This is a genomic window from Pseudomonas sp. ATCC 43928 (genome assembly GCF_005938665.2).
Lineage (GTDB): Bacteria > Pseudomonadota > Gammaproteobacteria > Pseudomonadales > Pseudomonadaceae > Aquipseudomonas.
In genome coordinates this window covers 2,620,716-2,644,914 of the sequence record NZ_CP041753.1, presented here as the reverse complement: position 1 = coordinate 2,644,914, position 24,199 = coordinate 2,620,716, and the positions used below count along the sequence as shown (strand labels likewise).

Annotated in this window: 32 protein-coding genes; 13 read left to right on the top strand and 19 right to left on the bottom strand. The window is 58.0% G+C overall.

All coding sequences use genetic code 11. The annotated features are described in order from the left end of the window. The first annotated feature begins 120 nt into the window (after positions 1 to 120). The 3 genes from FFH90_RS12260 (at position 121) to FFH90_RS12245 (ending at position 2,568) form a co-directional block, all read left to right on the top strand. Positions 121 to 654 carry an HD domain-containing protein gene (locus FFH90_RS12260; protein WP_032834034.1) on the top strand — a complete coding sequence of 178 codons (534 nt, stop codon included), beginning with the start codon at positions 121 to 123 and terminating at the stop codon, positions 652 to 654. A gap of 184 nt (positions 655 to 838) precedes the next feature. Then, a complete protein-coding gene (locus FFH90_RS12250; RefSeq protein ID WP_064617062.1) occupies positions 839 to 1,567 on the top strand; it encodes a helix-turn-helix transcriptional regulator in 729 nt (242 codons plus the stop codon). Between the two features lie 326 nt (positions 1,568 to 1,893). Next, the gene (locus FFH90_RS12245) at positions 1,894 to 2,568 is read left to right on the top strand and encodes a polysaccharide lyase family 7 protein (RefSeq protein ID WP_026286569.1); all 675 of its coding nucleotides are present in this window, start codon (positions 1,894 to 1,896) and stop codon (positions 2,566 to 2,568) included. Positions 2,569 to 2,925: 357 nt separating this feature from the next. Here FFH90_RS12245 and FFH90_RS12240 read toward each other — a convergent pair whose 3' ends face one another. Further along, entirely contained in the window at positions 2,926 to 3,942 is a 1,017-nt protein-coding gene (locus tag FFH90_RS12240; RefSeq protein WP_018927971.1) for an AraC family transcriptional regulator, read from the bottom strand. A 132-nt stretch (positions 3,943 to 4,074) separates the two neighbouring features. On the opposite strand from FFH90_RS12240, the gene FFH90_RS12235 reads away from it, so the two are divergent. Genes FFH90_RS12235 through FFH90_RS12225 form a run of 3 tightly spaced genes read left to right on the top strand, consistent with a single transcriptional unit; the run spans position 4,075 to position 6,758 of the window. Then, the gene (locus tag FFH90_RS12235; protein WP_138867243.1) at positions 4,075 to 5,259 is read left to right on the top strand and encodes an acetyl-CoA C-acyltransferase family protein; all 1,185 of its coding nucleotides are present in this window, start codon (positions 4,075 to 4,077) and stop codon (positions 5,257 to 5,259) included. Positions 5,260 to 5,275: 16 nt separating this feature from the next. Continuing rightward, positions 5,276 to 6,127 (top strand): 3-hydroxybutyryl-CoA dehydrogenase, encoded by an 852-nt coding sequence (locus FFH90_RS12230; protein WP_028940995.1) that lies wholly within the window; start codon positions 5,276 to 5,278, stop codon positions 6,125 to 6,127. Continuing rightward, positions 6,114 to 6,758, top strand: a complete 645-nt coding sequence (locus FFH90_RS12225) for a TetR/AcrR family transcriptional regulator (protein ID WP_138867242.1) — start codon at positions 6,114 to 6,116, stop codon at positions 6,756 to 6,758. The genes FFH90_RS12230 and FFH90_RS12225 overlap by 14 nt, the downstream gene beginning before the upstream one ends. 154 nt (positions 6,759 to 6,912) lie before the next feature. Here FFH90_RS12225 and FFH90_RS12220 read toward each other — a convergent pair whose 3' ends face one another. Both FFH90_RS12220 and FFH90_RS12215 read right to left on the bottom strand, forming a co-directional pair. Continuing rightward, positions 6,913 to 7,221 (bottom strand): cupredoxin family copper-binding protein, encoded by a 309-nt coding sequence (locus tag FFH90_RS12220; RefSeq protein WP_007941931.1) that lies wholly within the window; start codon positions 7,219 to 7,221, stop codon positions 6,913 to 6,915. A gap of 14 nt (positions 7,222 to 7,235) precedes the next feature. Next, positions 7,236 to 8,204, bottom strand: a complete 969-nt coding sequence (locus FFH90_RS12215) for a metallophosphoesterase (RefSeq protein WP_018927975.1) — start codon at positions 8,202 to 8,204, stop codon at positions 7,236 to 7,238. 153 nt (positions 8,205 to 8,357) lie between these two features. On the opposite strand from FFH90_RS12215, the gene FFH90_RS12210 reads away from it, so the two are divergent. Both FFH90_RS12210 and FFH90_RS12205 read left to right on the top strand, forming a co-directional pair. Continuing rightward, on the top strand, positions 8,358 to 8,870 hold the full coding sequence (locus tag FFH90_RS12210; RefSeq protein WP_007941935.1) for a sigma-70 family RNA polymerase sigma factor: 513 nt from the start codon (positions 8,358 to 8,360) through the stop codon (positions 8,868 to 8,870). Beyond that, positions 8,863 to 9,606 carry an anti-sigma factor gene (locus tag FFH90_RS12205; RefSeq protein ID WP_138867241.1) on the top strand — a complete coding sequence of 248 codons (744 nt, stop codon included), beginning with the start codon at positions 8,863 to 8,865 and terminating at the stop codon, positions 9,604 to 9,606. The genes FFH90_RS12210 and FFH90_RS12205 overlap by 8 nt, the downstream gene beginning before the upstream one ends. 317 nt (positions 9,607 to 9,923) lie before the next feature. Here FFH90_RS12205 and FFH90_RS12200 read toward each other — a convergent pair whose 3' ends face one another. Then, positions 9,924 to 10,397, bottom strand: coding sequence for a hypothetical protein (locus FFH90_RS12200; protein WP_230139449.1), 474 nt, complete (start codon positions 10,395 to 10,397; stop codon positions 9,924 to 9,926). 425 nt (positions 10,398 to 10,822) lie between these two features. Between FFH90_RS12200 and FFH90_RS12190 the strand changes: the two genes are divergently transcribed. After that, a complete protein-coding gene (locus FFH90_RS12190) occupies positions 10,823 to 11,236 on the top strand; it encodes a CBS domain-containing protein (RefSeq protein ID WP_018927979.1) in 414 nt (137 codons plus the stop codon). Between the two features lie 187 nt (positions 11,237 to 11,423). Here FFH90_RS12190 and FFH90_RS12185 read toward each other — a convergent pair whose 3' ends face one another. The 3 genes from FFH90_RS12185 to FFH90_RS12175 all read right to left on the bottom strand — a co-directional run bounded on the left by FFH90_RS12185 (position 11,424) and on the right by FFH90_RS12175 (position 12,613). After that, positions 11,424 to 11,678 carry a hypothetical protein gene (locus tag FFH90_RS12185; protein WP_018927980.1) on the bottom strand — a complete coding sequence of 85 codons (255 nt, stop codon included), beginning with the start codon at positions 11,676 to 11,678 and terminating at the stop codon, positions 11,424 to 11,426. 265 nt (positions 11,679 to 11,943) lie between these two features. Then, entirely contained in the window at positions 11,944 to 12,075 is a 132-nt protein-coding gene (locus tag FFH90_RS30285; protein WP_256597093.1) for a hypothetical protein, read from the bottom strand. Positions 12,076 to 12,418: 343 nt separating this feature from the next. Continuing rightward, complete coding sequence (locus FFH90_RS12175; RefSeq protein ID WP_018927982.1) at positions 12,419 to 12,613, bottom strand: hypothetical protein; 195 nt, start codon at positions 12,611 to 12,613, stop codon at positions 12,419 to 12,421. A gap of 178 nt (positions 12,614 to 12,791) precedes the next feature. Between FFH90_RS12175 and FFH90_RS12170 the strand changes: the two genes are divergently transcribed. Next, on the top strand, positions 12,792 to 12,986 hold the full coding sequence (locus tag FFH90_RS12170; protein WP_081625797.1) for a hypothetical protein: 195 nt from the start codon (positions 12,792 to 12,794) through the stop codon (positions 12,984 to 12,986). 282 nt (positions 12,987 to 13,268) lie between these two features. Here the strand turns inward: FFH90_RS12170 and FFH90_RS12165 are convergent, their stop codons facing one another. From FFH90_RS12165 to FFH90_RS12155, 3 genes are all read right to left on the bottom strand, one after another. Continuing rightward, complete coding sequence (locus FFH90_RS12165; protein WP_064617054.1) at positions 13,269 to 13,604, bottom strand: hypothetical protein; 336 nt, start codon at positions 13,602 to 13,604, stop codon at positions 13,269 to 13,271. Between the two features lie 106 nt (positions 13,605 to 13,710). Then, positions 13,711 to 13,947: a hypothetical protein gene (locus tag FFH90_RS12160; protein ID WP_111453845.1), complete on the bottom strand. Its 237-nt coding sequence runs from the start codon at positions 13,945 to 13,947 to the stop codon at positions 13,711 to 13,713. A 99-nt stretch (positions 13,948 to 14,046) separates the two neighbouring features. Continuing rightward, the gene (locus FFH90_RS12155) at positions 14,047 to 15,273 is read right to left on the bottom strand and encodes an RtcB family protein (RefSeq protein ID WP_138867240.1); all 1,227 of its coding nucleotides are present in this window, start codon (positions 15,271 to 15,273) and stop codon (positions 14,047 to 14,049) included. A 91-nt stretch (positions 15,274 to 15,364) separates the two neighbouring features. On the opposite strand from FFH90_RS12155, the gene FFH90_RS12150 reads away from it, so the two are divergent. After that, on the top strand, positions 15,365 to 15,604 hold the full coding sequence (locus FFH90_RS12150; RefSeq protein WP_018927986.1) for a hypothetical protein: 240 nt from the start codon (positions 15,365 to 15,367) through the stop codon (positions 15,602 to 15,604). Between the two features lie 11 nt (positions 15,605 to 15,615). After that, complete coding sequence (gene osmE, locus FFH90_RS12145) at positions 15,616 to 15,975, top strand: osmotically-inducible lipoprotein OsmE (RefSeq protein WP_018927987.1); 360 nt, start codon at positions 15,616 to 15,618, stop codon at positions 15,973 to 15,975. 51 nt (positions 15,976 to 16,026) lie between these two features. On the opposite strand, the gene FFH90_RS30280 is transcribed toward osmE, so the two are convergent. Then, entirely contained in the window at positions 16,027 to 16,230 is a 204-nt protein-coding gene (locus FFH90_RS30280; RefSeq protein ID WP_007941550.1) for a hypothetical protein, read from the bottom strand. Between the two features lie 222 nt (positions 16,231 to 16,452). On the opposite strand from FFH90_RS30280, the gene FFH90_RS12135 reads away from it, so the two are divergent. Next, a complete protein-coding gene (locus tag FFH90_RS12135) occupies positions 16,453 to 16,815 on the top strand; it encodes an NUDIX hydrolase (RefSeq protein WP_138867239.1) in 363 nt (120 codons plus the stop codon). A gap of 28 nt (positions 16,816 to 16,843) precedes the next feature. Here the strand turns inward: FFH90_RS12135 and FFH90_RS12130 are convergent, their stop codons facing one another. The 8 genes from FFH90_RS12130 to FFH90_RS12095 form a co-directional block, all read right to left on the bottom strand. After that, a complete protein-coding gene (locus tag FFH90_RS12130) occupies positions 16,844 to 17,617 on the bottom strand; it encodes a 1,6-dihydroxycyclohexa-2,4-diene-1-carboxylate dehydrogenase (protein WP_064617053.1) in 774 nt (257 codons plus the stop codon). 24 nt (positions 17,618 to 17,641) lie between these two features. Then, positions 17,642 to 18,655 carry a benzoate 1,2-dioxygenase electron transfer component BenC gene (gene benC / locus FFH90_RS12125; RefSeq protein ID WP_138867238.1) on the bottom strand — a complete coding sequence of 338 codons (1,014 nt, stop codon included), beginning with the start codon at positions 18,653 to 18,655 and terminating at the stop codon, positions 17,642 to 17,644. Between the two features lie 10 nt (positions 18,656 to 18,665). After that, positions 18,666 to 19,154 (bottom strand): benzoate 1,2-dioxygenase small subunit, encoded by a 489-nt coding sequence (gene benB, locus FFH90_RS12120; RefSeq protein WP_018927991.1) that lies wholly within the window; start codon positions 19,152 to 19,154, stop codon positions 18,666 to 18,668. Next, entirely contained in the window at positions 19,151 to 20,515 is a 1,365-nt protein-coding gene (gene benA / locus FFH90_RS12115; protein WP_019649241.1) for a benzoate 1,2-dioxygenase large subunit, read from the bottom strand. The genes benB and benA overlap by 4 nt, the downstream gene beginning before the upstream one ends. 144 nt (positions 20,516 to 20,659) lie before the next feature. Continuing rightward, positions 20,660 to 21,619 (bottom strand): AraC family transcriptional regulator, encoded by a 960-nt coding sequence (locus FFH90_RS12110; RefSeq protein ID WP_064617050.1) that lies wholly within the window; start codon positions 21,617 to 21,619, stop codon positions 20,660 to 20,662. Between the two features lie 120 nt (positions 21,620 to 21,739). Then, positions 21,740 to 22,669, bottom strand: a complete 930-nt coding sequence (gene catA, locus FFH90_RS12105; RefSeq protein WP_018927994.1) for a catechol 1,2-dioxygenase — start codon at positions 22,667 to 22,669, stop codon at positions 21,740 to 21,742. Positions 22,670 to 22,720: 51 nt separating this feature from the next. After that, positions 22,721 to 23,011: a muconolactone Delta-isomerase gene (gene catC / locus FFH90_RS12100; RefSeq protein WP_007936026.1), complete on the bottom strand. Its 291-nt coding sequence runs from the start codon at positions 23,009 to 23,011 to the stop codon at positions 22,721 to 22,723. Between the two features lie 10 nt (positions 23,012 to 23,021). Further along, a complete protein-coding gene (locus FFH90_RS12095; RefSeq protein WP_111453842.1) occupies positions 23,022 to 24,170 on the bottom strand; it encodes a muconate cycloisomerase family protein in 1,149 nt (382 codons plus the stop codon). Between the last annotated feature and the right edge of the window lie 29 nt (positions 24,171 to 24,199).

The window sequence follows — 24,199 nt, the reverse complement described above, 5'->3', positions numbered from 1 at the left end:
GGTCAGGTCGATGCAAACGGGTGTTCCAGTGGAGTGCAATTTCGCATTCTCCACTGGGCGCCTTTATGCAAGGCATCCAAGCCTATAAAGTAGCCCCCTCCAAACAAGGAGGATGGAACAGTGCTCACCAAAATTGAGCTGCTGGACGAACTGCTTCAGCGCTATGCCGGAAACCTCGGCAATGACTTCACCGGATACCGAAATCATGTGTACCGAGTCATCAACTTTTGTTGCTCGCTCAGTACGCTGGACGCTGTGAATCTAGAAAAGATAGTTTTGGCCGGGGTATTTCATGATCTTGGTATATGGACGGCCAAGACGTTTGATTATTTGCCCCCCTCAGAGCAATTGGCAGAAGACTTCCTTCAGGAAATCGACAAGCTGGATTGGGCGCAAGAAATTATCTTGATCATTCGCAACCACCATAAAATAACTCGGTCCCATCGCGATCCACAGAACCTTGCAGAGGTCTTTCGCAAAGCCGATTGGGTCGACGTCTCCCGTGGTGCGGTTACTTTTGGACTCTCACGACAGAAGCGACGTGAGATATTCTCGGCCTTTCCTGATGCAGGATTTCACATTCGCTTAGTTCAGCTTTCGCTCAAACGATTGCTAACGAACCCACTGAGCCCACTGCCAATGATGCGGCTCTGAATTTAGTGAGCCCACCCAGGCTGTGGTGATCACAACGCTACCGGACTTGTGGTCGTTGCACGGCGCGCATTGCTTCCAGACATTGAGCGCTTTGGGGGGGACCGCCCATACGGGAACACCCATACCACATGATTATAGGAATACCGATTTGCAAGAGTATGGGAGCGCCCGTAATACTTCGCGGATGGAATTTAAAGAAAGACTCAAAATCGCCCGTCGCCATGCCGGTCTAAACCAGACCGAGCTTGCCGAGCGCGCCGGCCTCACGCAGACATCAATTTCCGACCTTGAGCGCGGCAAATCGAAGGCGACAGCCTTTGCTGCTCAGATTGCTTCGGTCTGTGGTGTCTCCCCTATGTGGCTCGCTGAAGGCAGTGGCGACATGCTCAAAGGTGTTGCAGTAACTGCTGAGCGCACTCAACCAAACGTGGCAATGTCAGACATTGAGACATGGGATGACGAAACCCCGCTCGATGACGACGAGGTTTACGTGCCATTTCTCCAGGAAGTGGAGTTAGCAGCGGGCTCCGGCCGATTCGCGATTGCCGAAAGCGCCAGCGCCAGGCTGCGCTTCTTCAAGAAAGACCTTCGCCACAACAACGTTCAGTTCAGCAACGCGAAGTGCGTCGCGGTGAGCGGCAACAGCATGCTGCCGGTGCTGCGCGACGGCGCCACGGTTGGCGTGAACGTTGGCAAGAACACATTGAGCGATATCGTCGACGGCGAGATGTACGCGATCAACCACCACGGCCAGCTAAGGGTCAAACAGGTGTACCGCACGCCCACCGGAATTCGCCTGCGAAGCTTCAACCGAGACGAACATCCGGACGAGGACTACACGTTCCAGCAAATCCAGGAGCAGCAGATTTCAATTCTGGGGCATGTGTTCTGGTGGGCGATGTATTCGCGTTGAAGGGCTGAGTTGGCTCCAACGGTTGCAGCCTTGGCAGAACACACGCTCTGCTGGACGCCACTCCTCAATGCCTGGACGAGCTTGAGGCGTTCGTCGTACTGCGCGTGGCTGCACTCCCAAGAAGAATTTCAGCGCATCCAATCTCACCAAATACAGACCCCCTCTCCATAGGAATGTGGGAGCGGCTGAATTATGGGAATGCCCATTGACATAAATTACGGGAATACCTATATTTCAATTCAAGCCAACGCATCACTGGCCCAGCAGCACCAAACGTAAGGCTCAACTGAGCAAAGGGTGACATCAAATGAAATAGGGAAATGACCATGACCGTAGACATCAGCAACTACACAATCGCTACACCGCTTCCAATCTCCGACACCAACCCGATCGCGCTTGAATTGATCGGTTGGCGGGCACTGCTTGAATGCCCGGAAGTTGTTTCGATGCTTCCAGATGGCTCGCTGCAAATGACGGCGCCGACGCTCGGTGCTTCGAGCAAGAGCACCCTGCGGACGCGCTGCGAGTGGAAAGAGCCGGGCTATTGGTTGTTCGCCAGCGCTGCTGACCACTGGAACCGACAAGAAATGCGAGTCACGAAGGTCAACTCGCTGCAGAAGGTTGTGATCAGCCAGATTCATGTTCAGGGTTCGGAAAGGCCACCTGTAAAAGTGTTTTGGAACAAAGGCCGAATCACGATGGGATTTCGGTCGAGCTATCTCCAGGAAGACCCGGTGAACACGACGATTCTGGAAGACGTGCCACTCGGTGCACTTTTCAAAATCAACATTCACGCCAATTCGAGCGGCGCTGTATCCGTCTCGGCGAGCTGTAATGGCGTCAAATCCACCTCTGCAATCATGCGCCTCGACAACACCTGGGACACGAAAACTCTCGCCTTCCACGGCGGTGTGTACAACCAGATCGATTACTCCGACACCACTGACCCGCAAGACGGTTCGGTCTGCATCATCAGCGACCTTTCCATCACCCACCTCTGAAATCGCGCATTTCGTGCGAGCAAGACAACCAGCGTCACGTCAGCCTGACGATAACTGCCCGCCCCTCTCAATGAGAGCGCATCGGAGTGTGATCTGTAGCAAAGCAGGCACCTGACCGGTAATCAGGCCAGCCACTGAGTACGCCGGGCAGAGACCGGCGCAGGCAGAGCCAGAGGTGACGACCTCGCGCAGATCACCCCCGATGCGCACGGCACGGATGAGCGCAGCCGAGTGGCTTGGGATCAATTCACGACCTGAATGCACCACAAAAAGCGATTATCGGTTGAGGCAGATATCCGAGCGCAATGCTCAACACGTCTCGAACTAAACAGACCACAAGAAGACTTCCCGGATGGGTCAATCATCCCGACCTTGAAACCGCAAACGGTATTGCCCCGGGCTCTCCCCCGTCCATTTTTTGAAGGCGCGGTGAAACGCACTCGGCTCCTGAAACCCCAACTGTTCGGCAATATCACTGATGTTCGCCTTACTCTGGCGCAACCGTTCAAACGCCACCCCGCGCCGCACTTCATCCTTGATTTCCTGATACGAACAGCCCTCACGTCCCAGTTTCCGGCGAAAGGTACTGGGGCTCAGGTGCTGTTCCAGGGCGAAGTCCTGCAAGGTCGGCCATTCGCTGTAATGGCTATGGCGCAGGCGCTGATGAACCTGCGATGCCAGCCCATGCTGGTTGCGGAAGCGGATCACCAGCCATTGCGGTGCGGTGCGCAAAAACACTTTCAGCGAGGCAAGGTCCTGAACCACCGGCAGCCGCAAGTAGTGACTGGCGAACTCGATTTCGGTGTGTTCGGTGCCAAAGGTCAGGTTGGGCCCCCAGAGCAAGGCATCATCACGCAGCGACAAACGCTGATGACGAAAGTCCGCACGATCGATGGGAATTCGCCGCCCGCCCAGCCAACACAGCAGACTGATCATCAACACCAGAAACGTTTCTTCGCCCAGCCGGCTGACCTCGCTGTTCTGCGAGCGGGTCTGCAAGCTGATGACCGCACGCTTGCCACGCACACTCAACGTGCCGCGAAAATCACGCAGGAACAAGGCGAAATTGGCCAGGCACTGACGCATGGCTTTTTCCAGCGTCGGCTCCTGAATCAATGCCCGACAGATCAAGGCAAAACTGCCCGGCGGCATACCATGGGAGTCCAACTGGAAAAACTCATCGTTCAACTCACGAATCTGTGCCAGCCACAACGCGGCGAAAGCCGTGGCCGGCACCCGTGCTGTCGGCTGATCCATCAGTGCCGGATCAATTCCCACCTGTTCAAGGAGTGACCGCAGACGCTGCGGCTTCTCACGCAACGCATGGATCATGGGATACATGAAGTAAACCGCCACCGAATCCGTTTCCCGCATTTGAATGCCTCTCTCGTTACATCTGAACATGGCAAAAAACGCCATCACCCTTGAACAGTTTTGGCATAGGCCAGCGGCGCTGCTGATTCTAGACTCGTGCTCAACAAAAAAGACCTGTTCAAGAGAGCCAACATGAACCATTCCGATATTTTTGTAGTGAGCGCCGTCCGCTCTGCCATCGGCAGCTTTGGCGGTTCACTCAAGGATGTACCGCCTATTCAGTTGGCAACCGATGTTTGCCGCGCCGCTATCGAACGATCTGGCCTGGCGCCCGAGCATATCGGCCACGCGGTGATGGGACATGTGATCCCGACCGAGGCACGCGATGCCTACATCTCCCGGGTCGTAGCGATGAATGCCGGCCTGACGAAAGAGACTCCCGCCTTCAACGTCAACCGTCTTTGCGGTTCGGGTTTGCAGGCGATTGTCAGTGCCGCGCAAAGTTTGATGCTGGGGGATGCGGGCGCTGCGCTGGCAGGTGGCGTCGAGTCCATGAGCCGAGGCGCGTACCTGTTGCCGCAGGCGCGCTGGGGCGCACGAATGGGCGACATGCAGGCCGTCGACTACATGCTTGGCGCACTGCAAGACCCGTTTGCCGGTTTCCATATGGGGATCACCGCTGAAAATATCGCCGAGCACTATGGCATCACGCGTCAGGCCCAGGATGAGTTGGCGCTTCTCAGCCAACAGCGTGCTGCCCGGGCGATTGCCGAGGGGCGTTTTTCCGGGCAGATCGTGCCGATCGAAGTCGCGACCCGCAAAGGGACGGTTTCGTTTGCGACGGATGAGCATGTACGGGCTGAGGTCAACGTCGAGCAATTGAGCCGCATGAAACCGGCGTTCAAAAAGGACGGCACCGTCACCGCCGGCAACGCGTCTGGTCTCAATGATGGTGCCGGCGCACTGATCATGGCCACCGGTCAAACTGTTCAGGAACAGGGTCTCAAGCCCATGGCTCGACTGGTGGGTTATGCCCACGCAGGCGTTGAGCCCTCAATGATGGGGCTGGGACCGATTCCCGCCACCCGTTTGGTGCTCAAGCGCGCCGGCCTGACCGTTGCCGATCTTGACGTGATCGAGTCCAACGAAGCCTTCGCCGCCCAGGCCTGTGCCGTAGCGCAAGAGCTGGGCTTCGATCCGCAGAAGGTCAACCTCAACGGTTCGGGCATCTCGCTGGGCCATCCGGTGGGCGCCACTGGCGCGATCATCGCCACCAAAGCCATTCATGAACTGCATCGCTGTCAGGGCCGTTATGCCCTGGCGACCATGTGCATCGGTGGCGGCCAAGGCATCGCCGTGTTGTTCGAACGGGTTTGATCACAAGGACATACGCATGAACCTACAGAACATTGGCGTTATCGGCGCCGGCACCATGGGCAATGGCATCGCGCAAGTCTGCGCCCTGGCCGGCTTCAACGTGACCTTGATCGACATTTCCGAGAGTGCTCTGCAAAAGGCAATCGCGACCGTCGATAAAAATCTCGATCGCCAGATCGCCAAAGACACGCTCACGCTTGAGCAAAAGCTCGCTGCCCTCGACAAGATTCGCACCAGCACTGATTACGGCAGCCTGCTGAACGCGCAACTGGTGATCGAAGCCGCCACCGAAAACCTCGATCTGAAACTGCGCGTGTTGCAACAGATCGCCGCGCAGGTCAGCGCCGAGTGCGTGATCGCTTCCAACACGTCGTCGCTGTCCATTACCCAACTGGCAGCCAGCGTGAGCCAGCCTGAGCGTTTCATCGGCCTGCACTTTTTCAACCCGGTGCCGGTGATGGGCCTGATCGAAGTGATTCGTGGCCTGCAAACCAGCGATGCCACCCACGCCCTGGCGCTGGACATGGCAAAAACCCTCGGCAAGACCGCGATCACCGCGGGCAACCGTCCGGGCTTCGTGGTCAACCGGATTCTGGTGCCGATGATCAACGAAGCGATCCTGGTGTTTCAGGAAGGCCTGGCCAGCGCCGAAGACATCGACGCCGGCATGCGCCTGGGTTGCAACCAGCCGATCGGGCCACTGGCTCTGGCGGATCTGATCGGTCTGGACACGGTGCTGGCCATTCTCGAAGCGTTTTACGACGGCTTCAATGACAGCAAATATCGCCCTGCACCGCTGCTCAAGGAAATGGTCGCCGCCGGTTACCTGGGGCGTAAAACGGGACGTGGCTTCCATGCCTATGCCTGAGCGTTGCTCACGGTTTGCCGAGTACCGGGGCAAGGTGCTGGAGCTGTTTGCCAGCAAGGGTTTCGGTCAGGTCGGCATGCGTGAGCTGGCGACAAGCCTGGGGCTCACTCCAGGCTCGTTGTATCACCATTACCCCAGCAAACAGCACTTGCTGCTCGACTTGATCGAGGAGTTCTACGAAGAGCTGTTGGCAACCTTGGGGCGCCTTGAACAACAGGCGCCGGCAAAACGCGACAGGCTCAACAGCCTGATCCGCGCCCACCTGAATCTGCACCAGGAAATGCCCTGGCATTTTCGACTGGCGGAGCGCGATAGTGGCTGCCTGAACGAGGAGCAGCAGGAACAGGTTCGCCACTTGCGTGAGCAATACGAACGCAAATTGCTGCTGATGCTCGGAGCCAAACCCCGCGTGAGCGAACCGGCGCAACGGGCCGCGGGTCGAGCCATTGCAGCCTTGCTCAATAGCGCGCCCAGTTGGCTGATGCAACATTCGCTGGAGGAACAAGAGCGCGATAATTTGATGGAAAACATGGTGAGTGGCGCCATCGAGCGATTATTGGCGCCAAAGACGCGTAATTGGGTGACGACTGCCAACGCGGGCGACAGTACGGAGCCGCCAACTACGAAATAAGCGGCTCTTCCTTGAACTGTACCGCCAGCCGATTCCGTACGACAAAGCCCCGATTATTCGGGGCTTTGTCATTTCTGGGGATACCTGCTGGTTGAGCCGGCAGACGTCGGAACAGTCGAAGGCTGCGGTCTTTTGACCTTCCAGCGCCCTTTGTTTACTGGGTGACCACAATCTTCCCGATCATCTGCGGGTGCAGCGCACAAAAATACTCGAACTCTCCCGGTGTATTGAACACCCAGGAAAAACTGTCATTCGTATCCAGCGCCCCCGAGCGAAACACCTTGTGGGTTTCTGCCACCGTGTGCGGAATCTGGTCGTCATTCACCCACGTCACTTTGGTGCCCACGGCCACGGTCAAATCCTTGGGTGCAAACATGAACTCCTTGATATCGATCTTCACCTCCTGAGCCCACGCCGGCATCGACAGCATCAGGCACACCACCGCCAACAGTCGCGTTTTCATCTGACCGCCCTCCCCTAGACCAGTGTCGAATCAATCAGCGCCAGCGGATGATCGCCCTGTGTCGCTCGCACATCGGTGATCCCCAGGTAATTGCGCAATTGATCGGCGGCCACCGTCATCGGCCCCGGTGCCGGCGCCGCACCCGGTGCAGGTTGTGGGTAAGCCGTGCCACGGGCGGTGTGGAAGGTGATGTTGCCTTCGACCTTCTGGATGACTTGATGGATGTGGCCGTTCAATACCGTCACTGAACCGTACTTGCGCAGCATCGCAATCGCTTGATCACCATCCTCGGTGCCCCAGCCCCACGGCTGATAAATCGTCCACAGCGGAATGTGGGTAAACACGACGATGGGTGTACTGGTCGTCACCGCCCGCAAATCATCGGCCAGCCAGGCCAGTTGATCGGCGCCAAGGGTGGCTTCGTGACCGGCCTGGAAGTTGAAGACGTTTACCAGTGCGATGAAATGCACGCCGTGGTCATCGAAGCTGTACCAGCCATTGCCTTTGGTGCCCTTGCCGTATCGCTCCAGGTAAAGCTTGCCGCCGCCCTCATCGAGGGTGTCGTGTTCACCCGGCACGTAATGCACGGTGGACGGCAGCCCCTTGAGCAACTGTGCCGCAGTGTCGAACTCCTCAGGCTTGGACAGGTGCGTGATGTCGCCGGTATGCAGAATCAGCGACGGTGGTTTTGGCAGCTTGATGACCTTGTCGATCGCCACCTGCAATGTCTTTGCCGGCTCCGGGTTGGCTTCCTTGTTGAAGCCGATGTGCGAGTCGCTGATCTGCACGAAGTGAAACGTGCTGGCCAGTGCCTTGGGGTCGGCGACGTTGCCTGCCTCATCCAGCGCAAAGGCCCGGGGAATGCCGCCGCTCAGGGCCCAGATAACCCCTGCCCCGGCCCACGCCGAGCACTTGAGCAGCGTTCGGCGGTCAGGGTTCAGCAAGTCGTCGGTGCGCAATGGGTGTTTTGATTGAATGTCCATCGGTATGTCCTCGCTGGCGGACTACAGTGATGTAGCTGACACGAGGTAAACCTTGCGGGATGAGTGTTTATTCCGTGCTGGAAAACAAATTCTTTTCAGGGAATAAAAGACCACGCACCACGGTTATAGGGGTGTGACAGTGCGGAAGCCACTATGAAGCGATTTGAGGACCTGATTGCGCCCCATCTGGACGCCGCTTACAACCTCGCGCGCTGGCTCACTGGCAACGACGCCGCCGCACGCGATGTCGTGCAGGAAAGTGCCCTGCGCGCCTTCAGGTTTTTGCAGCGTTTCGCCGATGGCAACGCCAAGGCCTGGTTTCTGACCATCGTGCGCAATGAAAGCTACACCTGGCTCAAAGCCTCGGCCGGGCGCCATTGGGTTGCTTTCGATGACGACATTGGCGATGACGAAGGCGCACTGAGCCACAGCCAGACCCCGGAATTGCTGGCTATTCACACGGAAAACGCAGCGCTGATCCAGCAAGCGCTGTGCGCCCTGCCGCCAGTGTTTCGTGAGGTGATTGTGCTGAAAGAACTCGAAGACATGCCTTACAAGGACATCGCTTTGGTGGTCGATATCCCCATCGGCACCGTCATGTCGAGACTGGCCCGGGGGCGCGCGATGCTCAAGCTCGAACTACTGAAGTTGCACGATCATGAATGAACTCGACTGCACGGTTTGCCAGACACGGCTGCATGGTTATCTGGATCACGAACTCGATCCTGCGACGGCTGCGGATGTAGCTGCGCATCTGGCCGCATGCCCCGAGTGCGCGCGGCTGCATGATGAAGTGAAACTGCTGAAGGTCAGTGTGAAGCGCCAGGCGCCGTATTACCCGGCGCCGGCATCGTTAGCGGCCAGCGTGTTTGCCGCGGGTGCTCCCGCGACTCGCGCCGTCGAACGCTGGCAGAAATGGTTCGCACCGACGTTTTCCGCGGCGGCGCTGGCCTTGGCGGCAGTGCTTTATGTGATGACGCCGGGCAGCGAGCAACCTCTGATGGACGAGGCTGTTTCCAGCCATGTCCGCTCGTTGATGGGCGAGCATCTGAACGATGTGGTGTCCTCCGACCGCCACACCGTGAAGCCCTGGTTCACCGGCAAACTCGACTTCTCGCCGCCGGTGTTCGATTACTCGGCGCAGGGATTTCCATTACTGGGCGGACGGCTGGATTATCTGCAACACCAGACCACGGCAGCGCTGAGTTATGGGAGGGCCAAACACATCATCAATGTGTTTATCCTGCCCGTGCCGGAGGCAGACAAGCCGCGGCAGACCCAGACGATTCGTGGCTTTAACGTGGTGTCCTGGCAAGCCAACCACATGCGCTTCGTGCTGGTTTCCGATGTGGAAAAAAGTGAACTGGAGGCGTTCAGCCAGTTGCTCAGGGACGGTGCCTGAAGGGAGCACGGTTTCGCGTGCGCCGTCATTCTCTCTGTCGAGAACAATCAAAAATGGGTGCTCGCCCAACCAAGGCCTAGCACTCCGTGCCTGGTAAAGAGCCGAAGCTGGGTGAGCGGTGAGAACTCTATCCAGAGTTGCGCCCAGTGTCCCGAACACAATTCTGAATAAACCTGAACAGCCCGCCGGTGAACGGCGGGCCAGGAATCTTCATGTTCGAAGAACTCTGAACTGCCTAACAGGTCGGCATTTCTGTTACGAATGCACGCGCCCCTACGCGCAATGGTTCGTCGTTCAGCGTCCGGCGTAATCAGGTTTTACTCACTGCCAGTGCGCGACCACTCATCATCCATGGCACCCGCTGTGCTGGCAACTATCCACTCCACTGCACAAGCCACTAACGAGAACACGGCAAAAGCCCCCATCACCTGCAAGTAAGGCAGCACGTGATTCCACGCTCGAGCCACCCCCAGGAATGCGGCAAATAACCAGCCACTCATAGAGAGAGCGCCCAACAGGGCAAGGCGAGTCCGGGCGCAGCTGTTTAACAAAACAAAGGGAGCTTTCTGCAGCAGCGGAAAACCGATTCGATGCAACAAAGCGCCGTTGAGGCTAAGCAGCGCGACAACACTCACCTTGGCCCAGAGCTTTTGATTGAGCAGATACGTGGTCCCCTCATAGAGGTAACCCTGGAGCACCAGCAGCAAGCCACTTCCCCAAAGAGCCAATAGCGCGAGCATGACGATTTTTTGAGTCTCGTCGAGATACTCACGTTGCACTTGGCTCAACACCTCCTTGCGTCAGCTCCATAGCTTTTGATCTGCCTGCAGCACCCTCCCCTGAGCAATACAGGTGGCAATCAGATGACCGTACACGAGTAGCATTTTGAGCATTACCTGAACCTTATTTTTATGTGGGCAATGCACTCCCTCGCACCCTTGATTTGAAACTAAATGATACGGATTATTATTTGTATCGAGCAAGTTACAAACTCAACCATCCATCCGAAGCCGCCCTCCCGCACGTTTGCGGTGTTGCGCTGTTCCTTGAGCAACGCCCGAATACGAAAACGCCGCTAAGTGAGCGGCGCTGGAGAATCCCGGTTCACCACGATGACGAGCGGAGACAAAACATTCTGAACCCTGTACATCCCCTCCAAGTCGAAAAATATACAGTCAGTAATCACTGAAGCATCCCTTTAAAAGGAGTCTTTTTCATGAAGATCTCGGAAGTTATGACGAAAGATGTTTTAACAGCCAAACCAAGCCAGACGATCCAGGAGGCTGCAAGCATGATGGCCAGGATCGATAGCGGCGCCATTATGGTTGAAGAGCAAGAGCGCCTGATTGGCATGATCACGGACCGGGACATCGCCATCAGAGCAGTCGCCGAAGGACTCACCGGAACAACCCCTATCAGTAAAATAATGAGTGGCGGCATCCGCTATTGCTATGAGGATGAAGACATCGAGCATGTCGCTAGAAACATGGCGGACGTCCACCTCCGTCGCCTGCCCGTGCTTAACCGAGACAAGCGTCTGGTTGGCGTCGTATCGCTGGGAAACATTGCCAGCACACGATCTCAGTCCGCCGCCGCGACTGTTTTGTGCGGCGTGGCACAGGCTCATTAACCGATTGGATAATGAGCCGTTCAAGTGTTTATCAGGATTAAAGCCCCATGGATCCGACACGCTCGCCTGACCTGGAATCCGTTGGAAATTCGGCTTCAAGGCCAGGCGAGTCCTTCTGTAAATAGTCGCTGCCCCTTCCCCCACGCAACGCACCCTTCGCTGAACTGCATTCGCTTTGCGCGACACATTAGCCCGGCTCGATGAGTAGGTCTTTGTCTTCCGGGCCTAGCGCCGGCTCTTGATCCTCCAATTTGCCGGTTTCACGCTTCTTCTTCAGGCGGGTTCGAGCGCGCTCGGTGTCATAAGACTTTCCTTCAGCCAAGGCATGCAGGGTCGATGAAATTCGATAGAAACCACCACACGGTTCGCAATGAATGCGCAATCCGCCCCCGAACGAAAGATCTTCCAGCGCATTGGTATTGCCACACAGCGGACAGTTCATAGCCACCTCCTGAACATTCAGCTATAGCCGCTTTCAGCCCGCCATAAACGCTGGCAACCTGGACAGGTGTGATGACGAATAGCGCGGATATGTTTATATCGACACGGGCGATCCAAGGAGGTTGCTTGTTTTTACATGACAGTCGAACGTTAGGCGTCGCTCGGCAGCTGCTGCATCTCTTGGATCGTTCAGAAGCCGCTGAAGATCAAAAGATCGCAGCCTTGGGCAGCGCCTACCGAGGGTGGCGTTACAGCCGGGGCGGAATCTAATCCGAAGTCAGCGGCTGCCTGGAGCGACTCGGCGCGATGGCCGACTTCTCCCCGGTGTCGCGATGCAACAAGGCAACGTTGTAGTCATAGCGGGATATCAACGGCACCGGCTCGTCATTGCGGGACATCTTGAGCCATTGTCTTGTGCGCTCGATGTCAAAGGATTCGTTCCTGCCCTTCATGCTTTTAATCAGGTTGGCCGAGACCCTGAAGCGTCCACATCCAGCCGAGCATGCAACTTCTGACCAGTCTTCAGCCACATGAACAGTGTTAGAGACAGCGTGACAAATTAAGCACTTCATGTTCGATCTCCGTATCCATGAATTACCAACTGTAGACGATCCACGAACAAAGAACTCAGCGCCCAAAAAAACCGGGGCAGTCCATCGCGCCACCCAGTGACAGCCTGGCCAGGTGACCTGTCAAAGGGGCGATAAGTGAAGAGCCCGGCCGCAATGGCCGGGCTCCGTTTTATCTTCTGTTTTCAAGCATCTTGTCGGCGAGCGCTTTGGCTCTTTGGATCAGCATGTTTTGCCTGTCTTCGTGGGTGGTTTCTCCTACCACCGGTGCCGTCAGATGGCTTTCGGCAATCAGCGCAGCACAGAAATATTGGTCCCAAACAGTGCTTTGCTCCGACGCCTGTCTAATCGTTTGGTCGGCGATCATATGCGGCTCCTTTTGATGAGGTAGCCTTTTCAGTTTACGCCCGAATCACCAACAACCTACGTTGTGCAGGACAGTCGGCACTGCCAATCGCTGGCGACAAATCGTTTCCTCGACTAGGATCTTTATCGCACAGGACTTCGCCCACTGTGTTGTCGGGCGACTCACAAGGGAGAGATAGATGACGCCTACTCGTATTACCGAGCAAACCTATCGTGGCTGGTCCAGCCCCATCTTGCTTGAACTCAAGGAGAGAGAACATCAACTGGATCCTTCGGCACGCCAGGCCCTGCGAAATGTCCTGGTCGAGAGAAGGCTTATAAACACTGGCAATCCTTCTGGCAGTGATCGGCGCAAGGCTGATCCGGCCGGGTAACAACAGGTTTTAGCAATAGCGCTTACCCACCTCATCACCGACGCTGCTGGCGCTTTGCCGGCAGCGTGCTTGTACGTCACCCCCAAATTCCAGGCAAAAAAAAGCCCAGGCAGCTGATGGACGCCTGGGCTTTAAAAATGCATAAACCGTGGTGGTGAACGCGGGGCAATATTACCCAATCAATTGATCTGTAACAAGATATTTTTACTCACCATCCAGTTACTAAATCTCGCAACCCATTAAATATCCACACTATTTTTGAGTCATCTACTGAAGAAACCGTTACAAACAATCCCGGACAGCCTTGCGCAGCGTTCCTGACTTGGCCCATGGCGGCCCTTGGTAAAGCGATACCCGGCTGCCATCCTTGGACTTCACGATATCCAGAATTTCGTCAGCTGTGATGACGCTCGGTGCAGTAATCCGATAGCCATTGGAAATCGCAGTTTGCGTCGTTCCAGCAATCTCCTGGCGCCACAATGGCAATACACACCCGGCATATTCCTTGGGCGCCTTATCGCTGTATTTGCTGACATTAGGCTCACCGGGCACCAGGGATGCGGGCAATGAACAGCCCGCCAACGCAGCCAACGCTACTCCCGCTATCAACATCCGCATGATGCTTCTCTATCCTGAAAAACGGGAAATGTAGCCTGTACTTGCGCAGACATCCAGCAAACGCTGGGGCTACGCCGCTATAAAGCAGCTTTTTATACAAAGGCTTCTATACAGAGGCTTCGCCCTGCCCCGGATCGACCCCCGAGCCGGAATCGGTATACGAACTCGCATTCAGATACTTCATCCACCGCTCGTACGCTTCATGCTGCCATTTCGTGACCCGTTCCCATTCCGGCCCAGTGAGCTGATGAGCTGAAATCAACTTCATCATTTCCGTTGTGGCCGCATCCAGGTCCGCGATCAGATCATGCGCATGGTGTCTGAAATCATCAGTCGCCGTCATTTGAGATACCTCGCCCCAGCGAATAGATCACTACCTCCATACGACAGCAGAGCTGTCCACTCCCGTTGATTTTCCCGACCAGCGGAATACCTCCCATCCCTACCCCTTCACGCACACCACCTGTCGCAACGTATGCAGCACTTCCACCAGATCACGCTGGGCGTGCATGACTTTGTCGATGTCCTTGTAGGCCATCGGGATCTCATCGATGACCGCCGCATCCTTGCGGCATTCCACATGGGCGGTCGCGCGGATCTGGTCGGCGACGGTGAAGGTGTTCTTGGCTTTGGTGCGGCTCATGGTGCGACCGGCGCCGTGGCTGCAGGAACAGAACGATTGCTCGTTGCCGAGGCCGCGAACGATGAAGCTTTTGGCCCCCATGGAACCGGGAATGATCCCCAGCTCGTCCTTCTTCGCCGACACCGCGCCTTTGCGGGTGACCAGGATGTCCTCGCCAAAATGCCGCTCTTTCTGCACGTAATTGTGATGGCAGTTCACGGCCTCCAGCGCAACCTCGAAGGGCTTGCGGATCACCTGCCGCGCCGCATGAATCACCGCTTGCATCATCAAGGCACGGTTCTGCCGGGCGAAGTCCTGAGCCCAGCCCACCGCTTCGACGTAGTCATCGAAGTGCCGGCTGCCCTCCTTGAAGTAGGCCAGGTCACGGTCCGGCAGGTTGGCGATGTGCTGGCGCATGTCCGCCTGGGCCAATTGAATGAACAGAGTACCGATGGCATTGCCCACGCCGCGAGAGCCGCTGTGCAGCATGAACCACACGCGATTGGCCTCGTCCAGACAGACCTCGATGAAGTGATTACCGGTGCCGAGGGTCCCCAGGTGCTGGCGGTTGTTGGTGCTGGCGAGTTTCGGGTACTTGTCGGTGATCGCCTTGAACCGAGGGTTCAGCGCCGCCCAGGCCTGATCGGCCTGCTGTGGAACGCGTTCCCAGGCGCCTTCGTCACGGCGGCCATGGCTCAAGGTGCGGCCATGGGGCACGGCCTTTTCAATGGCAGTGCGCAGACCATGCAAGTTATCCGGCAAGTCGGCAGCGGTCAGCGAGGTGCGCGCGGCGATCATGCCGCAGCCGATGTCCACGCCCACGGCCGCCGGAATGATCGCGCCCACGGTGGGGATCACGCTGCCGATAGTGGAACCTTTGCCCAGGTGCACGTCCGGCATCACCGCCAGGTGCTTGAAGATGAACGGCATCTTCGCGGTATTGATCAGTTGCTGCCGGGCTTCGCTTTCAACCGGCACGCCTTCGGTCCAGAGTTTGATCGGCTTGCCGTTGGCGACTTCCAGCAGTTGGTAGGCAGGTTGTTGCATGATTTCGACTCTCTTTGGATCAGACGAACATAACGCTCCATCGAGGTAAATGGGATTACTATTTCGTAGCGGGGAACTGCAGGAGGTCATCATGTGGCTTAACGAATATGAACAGCAACTACGGCGCGACCTGCAAGGTGTGGCGTCGGATCTGAGGTGGTCGGCGGTAGAGCTTTTGCGCATCGCAGAGCAGTTGCGCCTGGCCGGCAATGATGTGGACGCAGAGGCGACGCTCAGGCTGTGCTCCTTGTTCCAGGGCGATGAAGAGCGGCTGGCGGGCTATGCTGAAGAAGTGAAAGCAAAAACCATCACGCGAACGAAAGTTCACTAGAGAGCATTGCCATGAACAAGCCTCTATGCGCGCTAATCGCCGTGCTGGCGGCGACAGGTGGCTGTAACACGGAATCGCATATCTACCGGGACCAACCGCTGGTCGCCAAGGTCGAAGCCGGCATGACCAAGGATCAGGTCGAGCAGATTGGCGGCAAGCCGCTATCGATCACCGATCGCACGGTGGAGCCAGGCGCTTGCTTTGATTACAAGTTGACCCAGGCCGGCAATCAGCAGCCGTACAGTGTCAGTTTTGATGGCAGGGGCCAGGTCGACCATAAAGCCTTCATGACCTGCGCCGAGTGGAGTCGCGTCCAACAAAAAGCCAGAGCGTATTCCCCGTCCACGGGCGGGATGGGTGGTGGTTACTGAGCCCACGACTTTAATAACGAGAAGCCCCGGCGTACCGGGGCTTCAGGCACACTATTTGTCTGATTTGTGGCTACGCGATGATCTGCCCGACCGGGCTCTGTAGGCGGGAAGCGCAGCCGCATAGGCCAGTGCTTCTTCTCGGCTGCCAAAGGATCCAAGCCGGTCACCTTTGGTGCACACCCGCCACGGGCCACTGTTCACGCTGAGTACGTCATAGCCGTTCATGTGCATTTTGGTCAGCATCGGAACGCTCATTAGTCACCTCCATTTCGGCAGTGATAGTCCAGGGTCCACTTAGCTACCTTACACCCGACCTTCACTGAAGTGCCGACCAGACGTCGCGTCAGGATTCCGGCATTCCATTGCACTTTCAACCGCCCTGTCGACTCTAACCCTTGAAGCAGACACGTCTGCGGATTGCGGTCTGAATATTGCATTTTTATGACTGTTTTATGACAACCGGCAGTCAGGTAATCCATGAAAGTACGCGCAACCGTCATTTGCGAGCAGGACCGGCACATTCTCCTGGTGCGCAAACCCAGGGGGCGCTGGACCCTGCCGGGTGGAAAAATCGAGCCTGGCGAAACCATCGCGGGCGCGGCCACAAGAGAGCTTTATGAAGAAACCGGGCTTGGGGTCGACAGCCTGCTGTACTTGATGGAGTTGGACACGACCAGCACCAGGCATCATGTCTACGAGGCATCGGTCATAAACGTGGCCGAGGCGCGGCCCCAGAATGAAATCGTCGACTGCATCTGGTACCCGCTGGACGCCGTCCAGAACCTGAACACAAGCGACGCCACACTCAGAATCGTCAGAGCATTTCAGCGTCGCTTGTAGCTCAACACAGCCGACGCCCTCCTGAAGGTCAGCCCAGATCGCCGCCACCGACCGGCATGACCATGCCGGTGATGTAGGAGGCTTCGTCGCTGGCCAGAAACAGGATAGCGCTGGCCTGTTCATCCAGTGTGCCATAGCGCTTCATCAAACTGCTGTCGAGGGTCTGGTCGACGATCTGCTGATACCACAGCTTTTCCTGAGCGCTTTGTTCCGCGGTGTTGCGCGGGATCAGCCGCGGCGGCGCTTCGGTGCCACCGGGAGCGGTCGCGTTGACCCGTACCCCACGGCCGGCGGTTTCGAACGCCAGGCACGCGGTCAACGCGTTGACCCCACCCTTCGCCGCACCGTAAGGCACGCGATTGACGCTGCGGGTGGCGATGGATGAAACGTTGACGATGGCGCCGTTGCCTTGCTCAAGCATGAACGGCAGCGCGGCATGGCAACACCACAGCGTCGGGAACAATGAACGTCGGACTTCGGCCTCGATCTGCGACTCTTCATAGTGCTCGAAAGGCTTGGCCCAGATCGTGCCGCCGACATTGTTGACCAACACATCGAGGCGCCCGAAGCGCTCGACGGCGGTGCGCATCACCCGGCTGCATTCGCTGTATTGCTCAAGGTCGGCGGTCAGGGCGAGCACCTGGCTGTCCCGCCCCAGTTCTTTCTGCAACTCGAACACCAGATCGGAGCGGTCGACCAGAATCAACCGCGCACCTTCAGCGGCCATGCGTTCCGCCACACGCCGGCCGATGCCTTGGGCGGCACCGGTAATCAGCGCGATTTTTTCGTGGAATCTATTCATGTATCTCTCCCACAACAGCGCGGCTCAGGCCGCGCTGGCGGCAAATTTCTCGTAGTAGAAGTTCGCAGGCGCGATGCCTTGCTCGCGAATGAACTGGCTGACCGCTTCGACCATCGGCGGCGGGCCGCACAGATAGACATCGACGTCGCCATCGTTCAGATGCCGTGGCTCGATGTGCTGGGTCACGTAGCCCTTGAGCGGGTGCCGACTGTCGGGGTTGGCCACGCAGGCGCTGAAGCTGAAGTTCGGGATTCGTGCGGTAAAGGCTTCCAGTCGATCGATTTCCACCAGGTCGAAATCGTTGGTCACGCCGTAGATCAAATGCAGCGGATGCTCGCTGCCCTGCTCGGCGATTTTTTCCAGCATCGCGGTAAACGGCGCCAGACCGGTGCCACCGGCCAGCAGCAACAACGGCCGGCGGATATCGCGCAGATAGAAACTGCCCAACGGTCCGGCCAGGCTCATGCTGTCGCCGGCCTTGGCCATGCCGGTCAGGAAACTGCTCATCAAGCCGCCGGGCACGTTGCGAATCAGGAAACTGACTTCGCCGTCACGCTGCAACGAGCTGAACGAATACGCGCGGGTCTGCTCGCTGCCCGGAACCCCGAGGTTCACATACTGCCCCGGCAAAAACGCCAGTTTGCTCAGGGCTTCGCCCTTGATCGACAGTGCGATGGTGCTGTCGGACAGCTGACGCACGGCGCTGATGGTCGCGTCGTAACTGGCCTGACGAGTACGGCAGACATCCGATGAAACCGGCACCCGCACCACGCAATCGCTCTGCGCACGCATCTGGCAAGTCAGGACAAAACCCTGCTGCGCTTCGTCAGCGCTGAGGGCGTCTTCGATGTAGTCCTCGCCCAGGTCGTAGCGCCCGGCTTCGGCGAAACACTTGCAGGTGCCGCAAGCGCCGTCGCGGCAGTCCAGCGGAATATTGATGCCCTGGCGGTACGCAGCATCGGCCACGGTTTCGCCGGCGTTGGCGTCGATGAACCGGGTGACGCCGTCTTCGAAATTGAACGCAATGGAATGAGTCATGACGGCCGCCTCAGAGGTGGTAAACATCAATGACCTGGCGAACGTAGTCGTTCTTCAGGATCACTTTCTTGGCCAAGATCAGCGGGTTCTCACCGCGCACATCCAGGGTGTAGAAACTGCTGCCGAAATAGCTGTCGACGGTCTTGTAGCGAAAGCTCAGGGTGTGCCAGTTGAAACGCACCTTGCACAGGCCGTCGGCCTGTTCGATCAGCTCGATGTTGCTGAGGTTGTGCGAGGTGCGGGTGTCCGGCACGCTGGCACTGGAACGCTCGGTCTTGATACGGAAGATGCGGTCTTCCAGGCCCGTGCGGTTGCCGTACCAGATCAGCGAGATTTCCCGCTGCGGATCGATGGTCAGCTCGTCGTTGTCATCCCAGGACGGCATCCAGAACGTTGCGTCCGGCGCGTACAACTCCAGCCAGTCATCCCATTGCTTGTCGTCGAGGTAGCGCGCTTCGCGGTAGAGAAAATCGCGCACCGCGTCATAGGTCATGGTCATTGCACGGCCTCCACTGCAATCAGTTCGGACTGTTCGGCGGCCAGGGCCTTGAGCATGGTCTGCTGCCAATATTTGTGTTGCAGCACGAACAGGCCTTCGTCTTCGGTACGCACCCCGCTGAGCAATGGGTGCAGGTCAATTTCCTTGGCCGCGTCATCGGCGCCTTCAATCCAGTGTTCGGCACCACGGGACATGTCATTCCAGGTGGTGACGCTGCCCTGGTAACCGGTCTGGCAGGAGCGAAACTCTTCCAGATCGTCTGGAGTGGCCATGCCACTGACGTTGAAAAAGTCCTCGTACTGCCGAATGCGGCTCGAACGGGCGTGGTCGCTTTCACCTTTGGGGGCGATGCAGTAAATGGTGATTTCGGTGCGGTTGACCGAGATCGGCCGGGCGATGCGAATCTGCGAGCTGAACTGGTCCATCAGGTACACGTTCGGGTACAGGCACAGGTTGCGCGAGTTCTCGATCATCCAGTCGGCGCGAGCCTGGCCGAAGTCCCGGGCCAACTCGTCGCGACGCTCGTACAGCGGACGGTCCTCGGGGTTGGACCAACGGGTCCAGAGCAGCATGTGGCCCTTGTCGAAGGAATAGAAACCACCGCCCTGCTTGGCCCAGGTGCCGGCGCTCATGGTGCGGATGTCTTCGCCCGCTTCGCGCTGTTTGCGCTGATTCTGGGTGGCGGCGTAGTTCCAGTGCACGGAGCTGACGTGATAGCCGTCGGCACCGTTTTCGGCGGTGAGTTTCCAGTTGCCTTCGTAGATGTAACTGGAGGAACCGCGCAGCACTTCCAGGCCATCGGCGGACTGGTCGACGATCATGTCGATGATCTTCGCCGACTCGCCCAGGTGCTCCACCAACGGCACCACGTCGGCCTTGAGACTGCCGAACAGGAAGCCGCGATAGGACTCGAAACGCGCGACTTTGGTCAGGTCGTGGGAGCCTTCGCAATTGAAGCTCGCCGGGTAGCCGGCCGCCGCCGGGTCCTTGACCTTGAGCAGCTTGCCGGAGTTGTTGAAGGTCCAGCCGTGGAACGGGCAGGTGTAGGAGCTCTTGTTGCCGGTCTTGTGCCGGCAGAGCATCGCCCCGCGGTGGCTGCATGCGTTGATAAAGGCATTCAGCACGCCATCCTTGTTGCGCGCGATGAAGATCGACTGGCGCCCCATGGTGGTGGTGTAGAAATCGTTGTTGTTGGGGATCTGGCTTTCGTGCGCCAGGTACAGCCAGTTGCCTTCGAAGATGTGTTCCATCTCAAGGTCGAACAGCCGCGGGTCAGTGAACATCTCGCGCTTACAGCGATAGATACCCTGTTCAGGGTTTTCTTCAAGCAGGGAGTGAAGGTATTCGGGTCGCAGGGACATGGCCGCCGCCTCCATTGTTTTTATTCAGGCAGGGCCATGCTAGGGCGTGGGGATGGGGCGGACTATCCGCCGGGTGCAGACCTGTATCCGTTTTGTGCAAAGGGCGGTCGGTGGTTGATGATTGCCACAGGTTGCTCATTGATCTCAGTGACGGCGCTTGAGGGTGTCGGAAGGCAATTCGCCGAACTGTTTGCGGTAGCTGTCGGAGAACCGGCCCAGGTGCAGGAAGCCGTAATCCATGGCCACCTCCGTGACGTTGCGCACGTTGCAGGTCGGGTCGCTCAGGTTGGCGTGAATGCGCTCGAGCTTCTTCTGCCGGATGTAGTTTTTCGGCGTGTCCCCCGCATTGCGTTCGAACAGCCCATACAGCGAACGCAGGCTCATCCGCGCCTGGCGCGCCAGTTCTTCGCTGTCGATGTCTTGCTTGAGGTTGCAGGCGATGTAATCGACCAGCGCCTCGAACGTGGCCGAGGCTGAGCCGGGATCGGTGCGCATGACGTTGGTTTTCATCAGGCCGAGCATCTTGCTGACCACGATTTGCGCATAGTGCTCCTGCACGCGAGGAATCGGCTCGGATGCCTCGGCTTCCTGGCAAATCATCGCCAGCAGGCCGACGAAACCTTCCAGTTGATTGAGCTGATAACGGTTTTCCAGAAACCGCACGCCCTGCCCCGGATACCGCCAGCGCTGCTCCTCGCACACCGACTCCAACAGCCGGGTGGGGACTTTCAGGATGAATTTTTCGCAATCACTGGAATAGGTCAGATCCACCGGATCGTCCGGGTTGATCAGCAGCAACTCCCCGGGCGCGAAGTAATGTTCCTGACCGTGGCCACGCCACAGACAATTGCCGCGCAACAACACTTGCAAGTGATAGATGCTGTCGAGCGCGCCAGAGGTAACCCGCACGCTGGCGCCATAACTGATGCGGCACAGGTCGAGGCTGGCGAACGTGCGATGATCGAGGCTGGCCAGCGGTCGGCCGGCCCTGGGCATCTGCAGGCAATGGTTGCCGACATGCTGATTGACGTAGCCCGACACTGCATACGGGTCGGCATGGTCGAAGATTCTGCTGCGATGACTCAACAATTGCGCTTGCATCATCGGTTCACTCTCATTGTTGTTATCAGTGGCGCCGCCATTCTAGTGTCCTGCCCGAAACACAGAAGGCCACGAGATAAACGGTCGGTTATCTCGTGGCCCGGTTCGGCTGCTCGAGAGGTATCAGTCCTCGAGTGCGCGGACCCGTTCGTGGCGTTGCTGCTCCTCAGGCTGGGCGGACGACTGCAGGGTGAAGTCGAAATCGATTTCGGCAAAACGACCACTCACGCCATGAGCCGCCGCACGCTGCGGATCGTCGCTGAAGGTGATTTTGGCGATCAGTTCGTCACGGGTGGCGTAGGCGAAATCGTCATGCAGGTACTGATCGCCATCGAGGTTGATCTGGGTGGTCAGGTGACGATGATCCGGTGCCGAAATGAAGAAGTGAATGTGCGCCGGCCGCTGGCCATGACGTCCCAGTTGATTGAGCAGTTGCTGGGTCGGACCATCCGGCGGGCAGCCGTAGCCCGACGGCACGATGCTACGGAAGCGATAACGGCCCTCGGCATCGGTGACGATCCGGCGACGCAGGTTGAACTCGGACTGGGTGGTGTCGAAGTACGAATAGGTGCCGCCGGTGTTGGCGTGCCAGACATCCACCACCGCCCCGGCCAGCGGTTCGCCGGCGGTGTTGAACACCCGGCCCTGCATGAACAGAGTCACACCCGGATCGACGCCGTCATCGAGACGCGCTTCGCCTTGCGACAGCGGCGCACCCGCCACATACAGCGGCCCCTCGATGGTTCGCGGGGTGCCGCCGGATTTGCCGGCCTGCTCGTCTTCGGCATCCATCAACAGGTCGAGGTAATGCTCAAGACCGAGCCCGGCAACCAACAGACCGGCCTCCTGCCGCGCGCCCAGCACGTTGAGGTAATTGACGGCTTTCCAGAATTCTTCCGGGGTCACGGCCAGGTCTTCGATGATGTTCACCGAATCACGCAGGATGCGGTAAACCAGCGCTTTGACCCGCGGATCGCCGGCTTCATTGAGCAGGCCGCTGGCTTCTTCGAGAAACTTCTGGACACTGGCGGTGTGGGAAATCTTGACGTTCATGGTGGATCCTCATCTTGTAATTATTAGCGTAGCGAACTGAACAGGCTGGATTCAGCGGTCATCCTCGCGAATGGAAGAAGGATGCCGGCACAGCGCGTTGACCTCGATCGCCATGTACGGGTACAGCGGCAATTGCATCAGTAGGTCGTGCAGTTCCTGAACGCTGTCGACATCGAACACGCTGTAATTGGCATAGAGCCCGGCAATGCGCCACAGATGACGCCACTTGCCTTGCTCTTGCAGGCGCTGGGCCAGGGCTTTCTCGTCGGCCTTGAGCTGAGCGGCGCGCTCCGGGTTCATGTCGACCGGTAAATTCACGGTCATTTTTACGTGAAACAGCATGATGCCCTCCTCAGGCTTGATGAACGACAGTGGAACTTTTGTCCCGACGGAAAAACGCCAGGCGTTCTTCATCCAGAACCAGGCCCAGCCCCGGTGTTGACGGGACGTGCAGTTGAAAATCGCGGTAGACCAATGGCTCGCTGAGGATGTCTTCGGTCAGCAGCAGCGGGCCGAACAATTCGGTATCCCAGCTCAAGGTATTCAGTGTGACAAAGGCATGGGCCGAGGCCAGCGTGCCGATTCCGCCTTCGAGCATGGTGCCGCCGTACAGGCCGATACCGGCCGCCTCGGCAATCGCGGCGGTTCGCAGCACGGCGCGCGGGCCACCGTTCTTGGCGATTTTCAGAGCGAACACCGAAGCGGCGCCTTCCCGTGCCAGGTTAAAGGCATCTTCCACGCATTCGATGGATTCATCGGCCATGATCGGCGCCGGGCTCATGGCATTCAGGCGCACCATCCCGGCGCGGTTATTGCGCGAGATCGGTTGTTCGATCAGGTCGATGCCGTTGGTGCCGAGGATCCGGCAGGCCCGCAGAGCGACTGCTTCGTCCCAGGCCTGATTGACATCGACCCGCACGCTGGCGCGATCGCCCAGGGCCTTTTTGATCGCAATGACGTGAGCCAGGTCGCGGTTGACCTCGCCGGCGCCGATTTTCAGTTTGAAGATCCGGTGGCGGCGCAGGTCGAGCATTTTTTCCGCTTCGGCAATGTCCTTGGCGGTGTCGCCGCTGGCCAGGGTCCAGGCCACCGGCAATGCATCGCGAACCCGTCCACCCAACAGTTCGCTGACCGGCAGGCCAAGGCGCTTGCCCTGGGCGTCGAGCAAGGCGCTTTCGATACCCGATTTGGCGAAGGTGTTGCCACGAATGCTGCGCTCCAGGCGCAACATCGCGGCATTCACATTGCCGCAGTCCTGGCCGATCAGCAGTGGCGCGAAGTGTTTGTCGATGTTGGTCTTGATACTGTCCGGGCTTTCGTTGCCGTAGGCCAGGCCGCCAATGGTGGTCGACTCACCGATACCTTCAATGCCATCGGCACAGCGCACCCGAATGATCACCAGAGTCTGGTTCTGCATGGTGTGCATCGCCAGCTTGTGTGGGCGAATGGTCGGCAGATCGACGATGATCGTCTCGATCGATTCAATGGCTGTTGCAAGCATGTCGCGATACCCGTCAGGTTCTTAAAGTT

What these genes read in the sequence shown, in the direction of transcription:
- FFH90_RS12240 (WP_018927971.1), bottom strand. Translation starts at nt 3,942, where the DNA reads ATGCGGGAAACGGATTCGGTGGCGGTTTACTTCATGTATCCCATGATC.
- FFH90_RS12170 (WP_081625797.1), top strand. Translation starts at nt 12,792, where the DNA reads ATGACGCCTACTCGTATTACCGAGCAAACCTATCGTGGCTGGTCCAGC.
- catC (WP_007936026.1), bottom strand. Translation starts at nt 23,011, where the DNA reads ATGCTGTTTCACGTAAAAATGACCGTGAATTTACCGGTCGACATGAAC.
- FFH90_RS12130 (WP_064617053.1), bottom strand. Translation starts at nt 17,617, where the DNA reads ATGAATAGATTCCACGAAAAAATCGCGCTGATTACCGGTGCCGCCCAA.
- FFH90_RS12230 (WP_028940995.1), top strand. Translation starts at nt 5,276, where the DNA reads ATGAACCTACAGAACATTGGCGTTATCGGCGCCGGCACCATGGGCAAT.
- FFH90_RS12110 (WP_064617050.1), bottom strand. Translation starts at nt 21,619, where the DNA reads ATGATGCAAGCGCAATTGTTGAGTCATCGCAGCAGAATCTTCGACCAT.
- FFH90_RS30280 (WP_007941550.1), bottom strand. Translation starts at nt 16,230, where the DNA reads ATGAGCGTTCCGATGCTGACCAAAATGCACATGAACGGCTATGACGTA.
- benC (WP_138867238.1), bottom strand. Translation starts at nt 18,655, where the DNA reads ATGACTCATTCCATTGCGTTCAATTTCGAAGACGGCGTCACCCGGTTC.
- FFH90_RS12220 (WP_007941931.1), bottom strand. Translation starts at nt 7,221, where the DNA reads ATGAAAACGCGACTGTTGGCGGTGGTGTGCCTGATGCTGTCGATGCCG.
- FFH90_RS12250 (WP_064617062.1), top strand. Translation starts at nt 839, where the DNA reads ATGGAATTTAAAGAAAGACTCAAAATCGCCCGTCGCCATGCCGGTCTA.
- FFH90_RS12155 (WP_138867240.1), bottom strand. Translation starts at nt 15,273, where the DNA reads ATGCAACAACCTGCCTACCAACTGCTGGAAGTCGCCAACGGCAAGCCG.
- FFH90_RS12135 (WP_138867239.1), top strand. Translation starts at nt 16,453, where the DNA reads ATGAAAGTACGCGCAACCGTCATTTGCGAGCAGGACCGGCACATTCTC.
- FFH90_RS12185 (WP_018927980.1), bottom strand. Translation starts at nt 11,678, where the DNA reads ATGAACTGTCCGCTGTGTGGCAATACCAATGCGCTGGAAGATCTTTCG.
- FFH90_RS12160 (WP_111453845.1), bottom strand. Translation starts at nt 13,947, where the DNA reads ATGACGGCGACTGATGATTTCAGACACCATGCGCATGATCTGATCGCG.
- FFH90_RS12175 (WP_018927982.1), bottom strand. Translation starts at nt 12,613, where the DNA reads ATGATCGCCGACCAAACGATTAGACAGGCGTCGGAGCAAAGCACTGTT.
- FFH90_RS12095 (WP_111453842.1), bottom strand. Translation starts at nt 24,170, where the DNA reads ATGCTTGCAACAGCCATTGAATCGATCGAGACGATCATCGTCGATCTG.
- FFH90_RS12150 (WP_018927986.1), top strand. Translation starts at nt 15,365, where the DNA reads ATGTGGCTTAACGAATATGAACAGCAACTACGGCGCGACCTGCAAGGT.
- FFH90_RS30285 (WP_256597093.1), bottom strand. Translation starts at nt 12,075, where the DNA reads ATGTCCCGCAATGACGAGCCGGTGCCGTTGATATCCCGCTATGACTAC.
- osmE (WP_018927987.1), top strand. Translation starts at nt 15,616, where the DNA reads ATGAACAAGCCTCTATGCGCGCTAATCGCCGTGCTGGCGGCGACAGGT.
- benA (WP_019649241.1), bottom strand. Translation starts at nt 20,515, where the DNA reads ATGTCCCTGCGACCCGAATACCTTCACTCCCTGCTTGAAGAAAACCCT.
- FFH90_RS12245 (WP_026286569.1), top strand. Translation starts at nt 1,894, where the DNA reads ATGACCGTAGACATCAGCAACTACACAATCGCTACACCGCTTCCAATC.
- FFH90_RS12235 (WP_138867243.1), top strand. Translation starts at nt 4,075, where the DNA reads ATGAACCATTCCGATATTTTTGTAGTGAGCGCCGTCCGCTCTGCCATC.
- FFH90_RS12225 (WP_138867242.1), top strand. Translation starts at nt 6,114, where the DNA reads ATGCCTATGCCTGAGCGTTGCTCACGGTTTGCCGAGTACCGGGGCAAG.
- FFH90_RS12190 (WP_018927979.1), top strand. Translation starts at nt 10,823, where the DNA reads ATGAAGATCTCGGAAGTTATGACGAAAGATGTTTTAACAGCCAAACCA.
- benB (WP_018927991.1), bottom strand. Translation starts at nt 19,154, where the DNA reads ATGACCATGACCTATGACGCGGTGCGCGATTTTCTCTACCGCGAAGCG.
- FFH90_RS12210 (WP_007941935.1), top strand. Translation starts at nt 8,358, where the DNA reads ATGAAGCGATTTGAGGACCTGATTGCGCCCCATCTGGACGCCGCTTAC.
- FFH90_RS12215 (WP_018927975.1), bottom strand. Translation starts at nt 8,204, where the DNA reads ATGGACATTCAATCAAAACACCCATTGCGCACCGACGACTTGCTGAAC.
- catA (WP_018927994.1), bottom strand. Translation starts at nt 22,669, where the DNA reads ATGAACGTCAAGATTTCCCACACCGCCAGTGTCCAGAAGTTTCTCGAA.
- FFH90_RS12165 (WP_064617054.1), bottom strand. Translation starts at nt 13,604, where the DNA reads ATGCGGATGTTGATAGCGGGAGTAGCGTTGGCTGCGTTGGCGGGCTGT.
- FFH90_RS12205 (WP_138867241.1), top strand. Translation starts at nt 8,863, where the DNA reads ATGAATGAACTCGACTGCACGGTTTGCCAGACACGGCTGCATGGTTAT.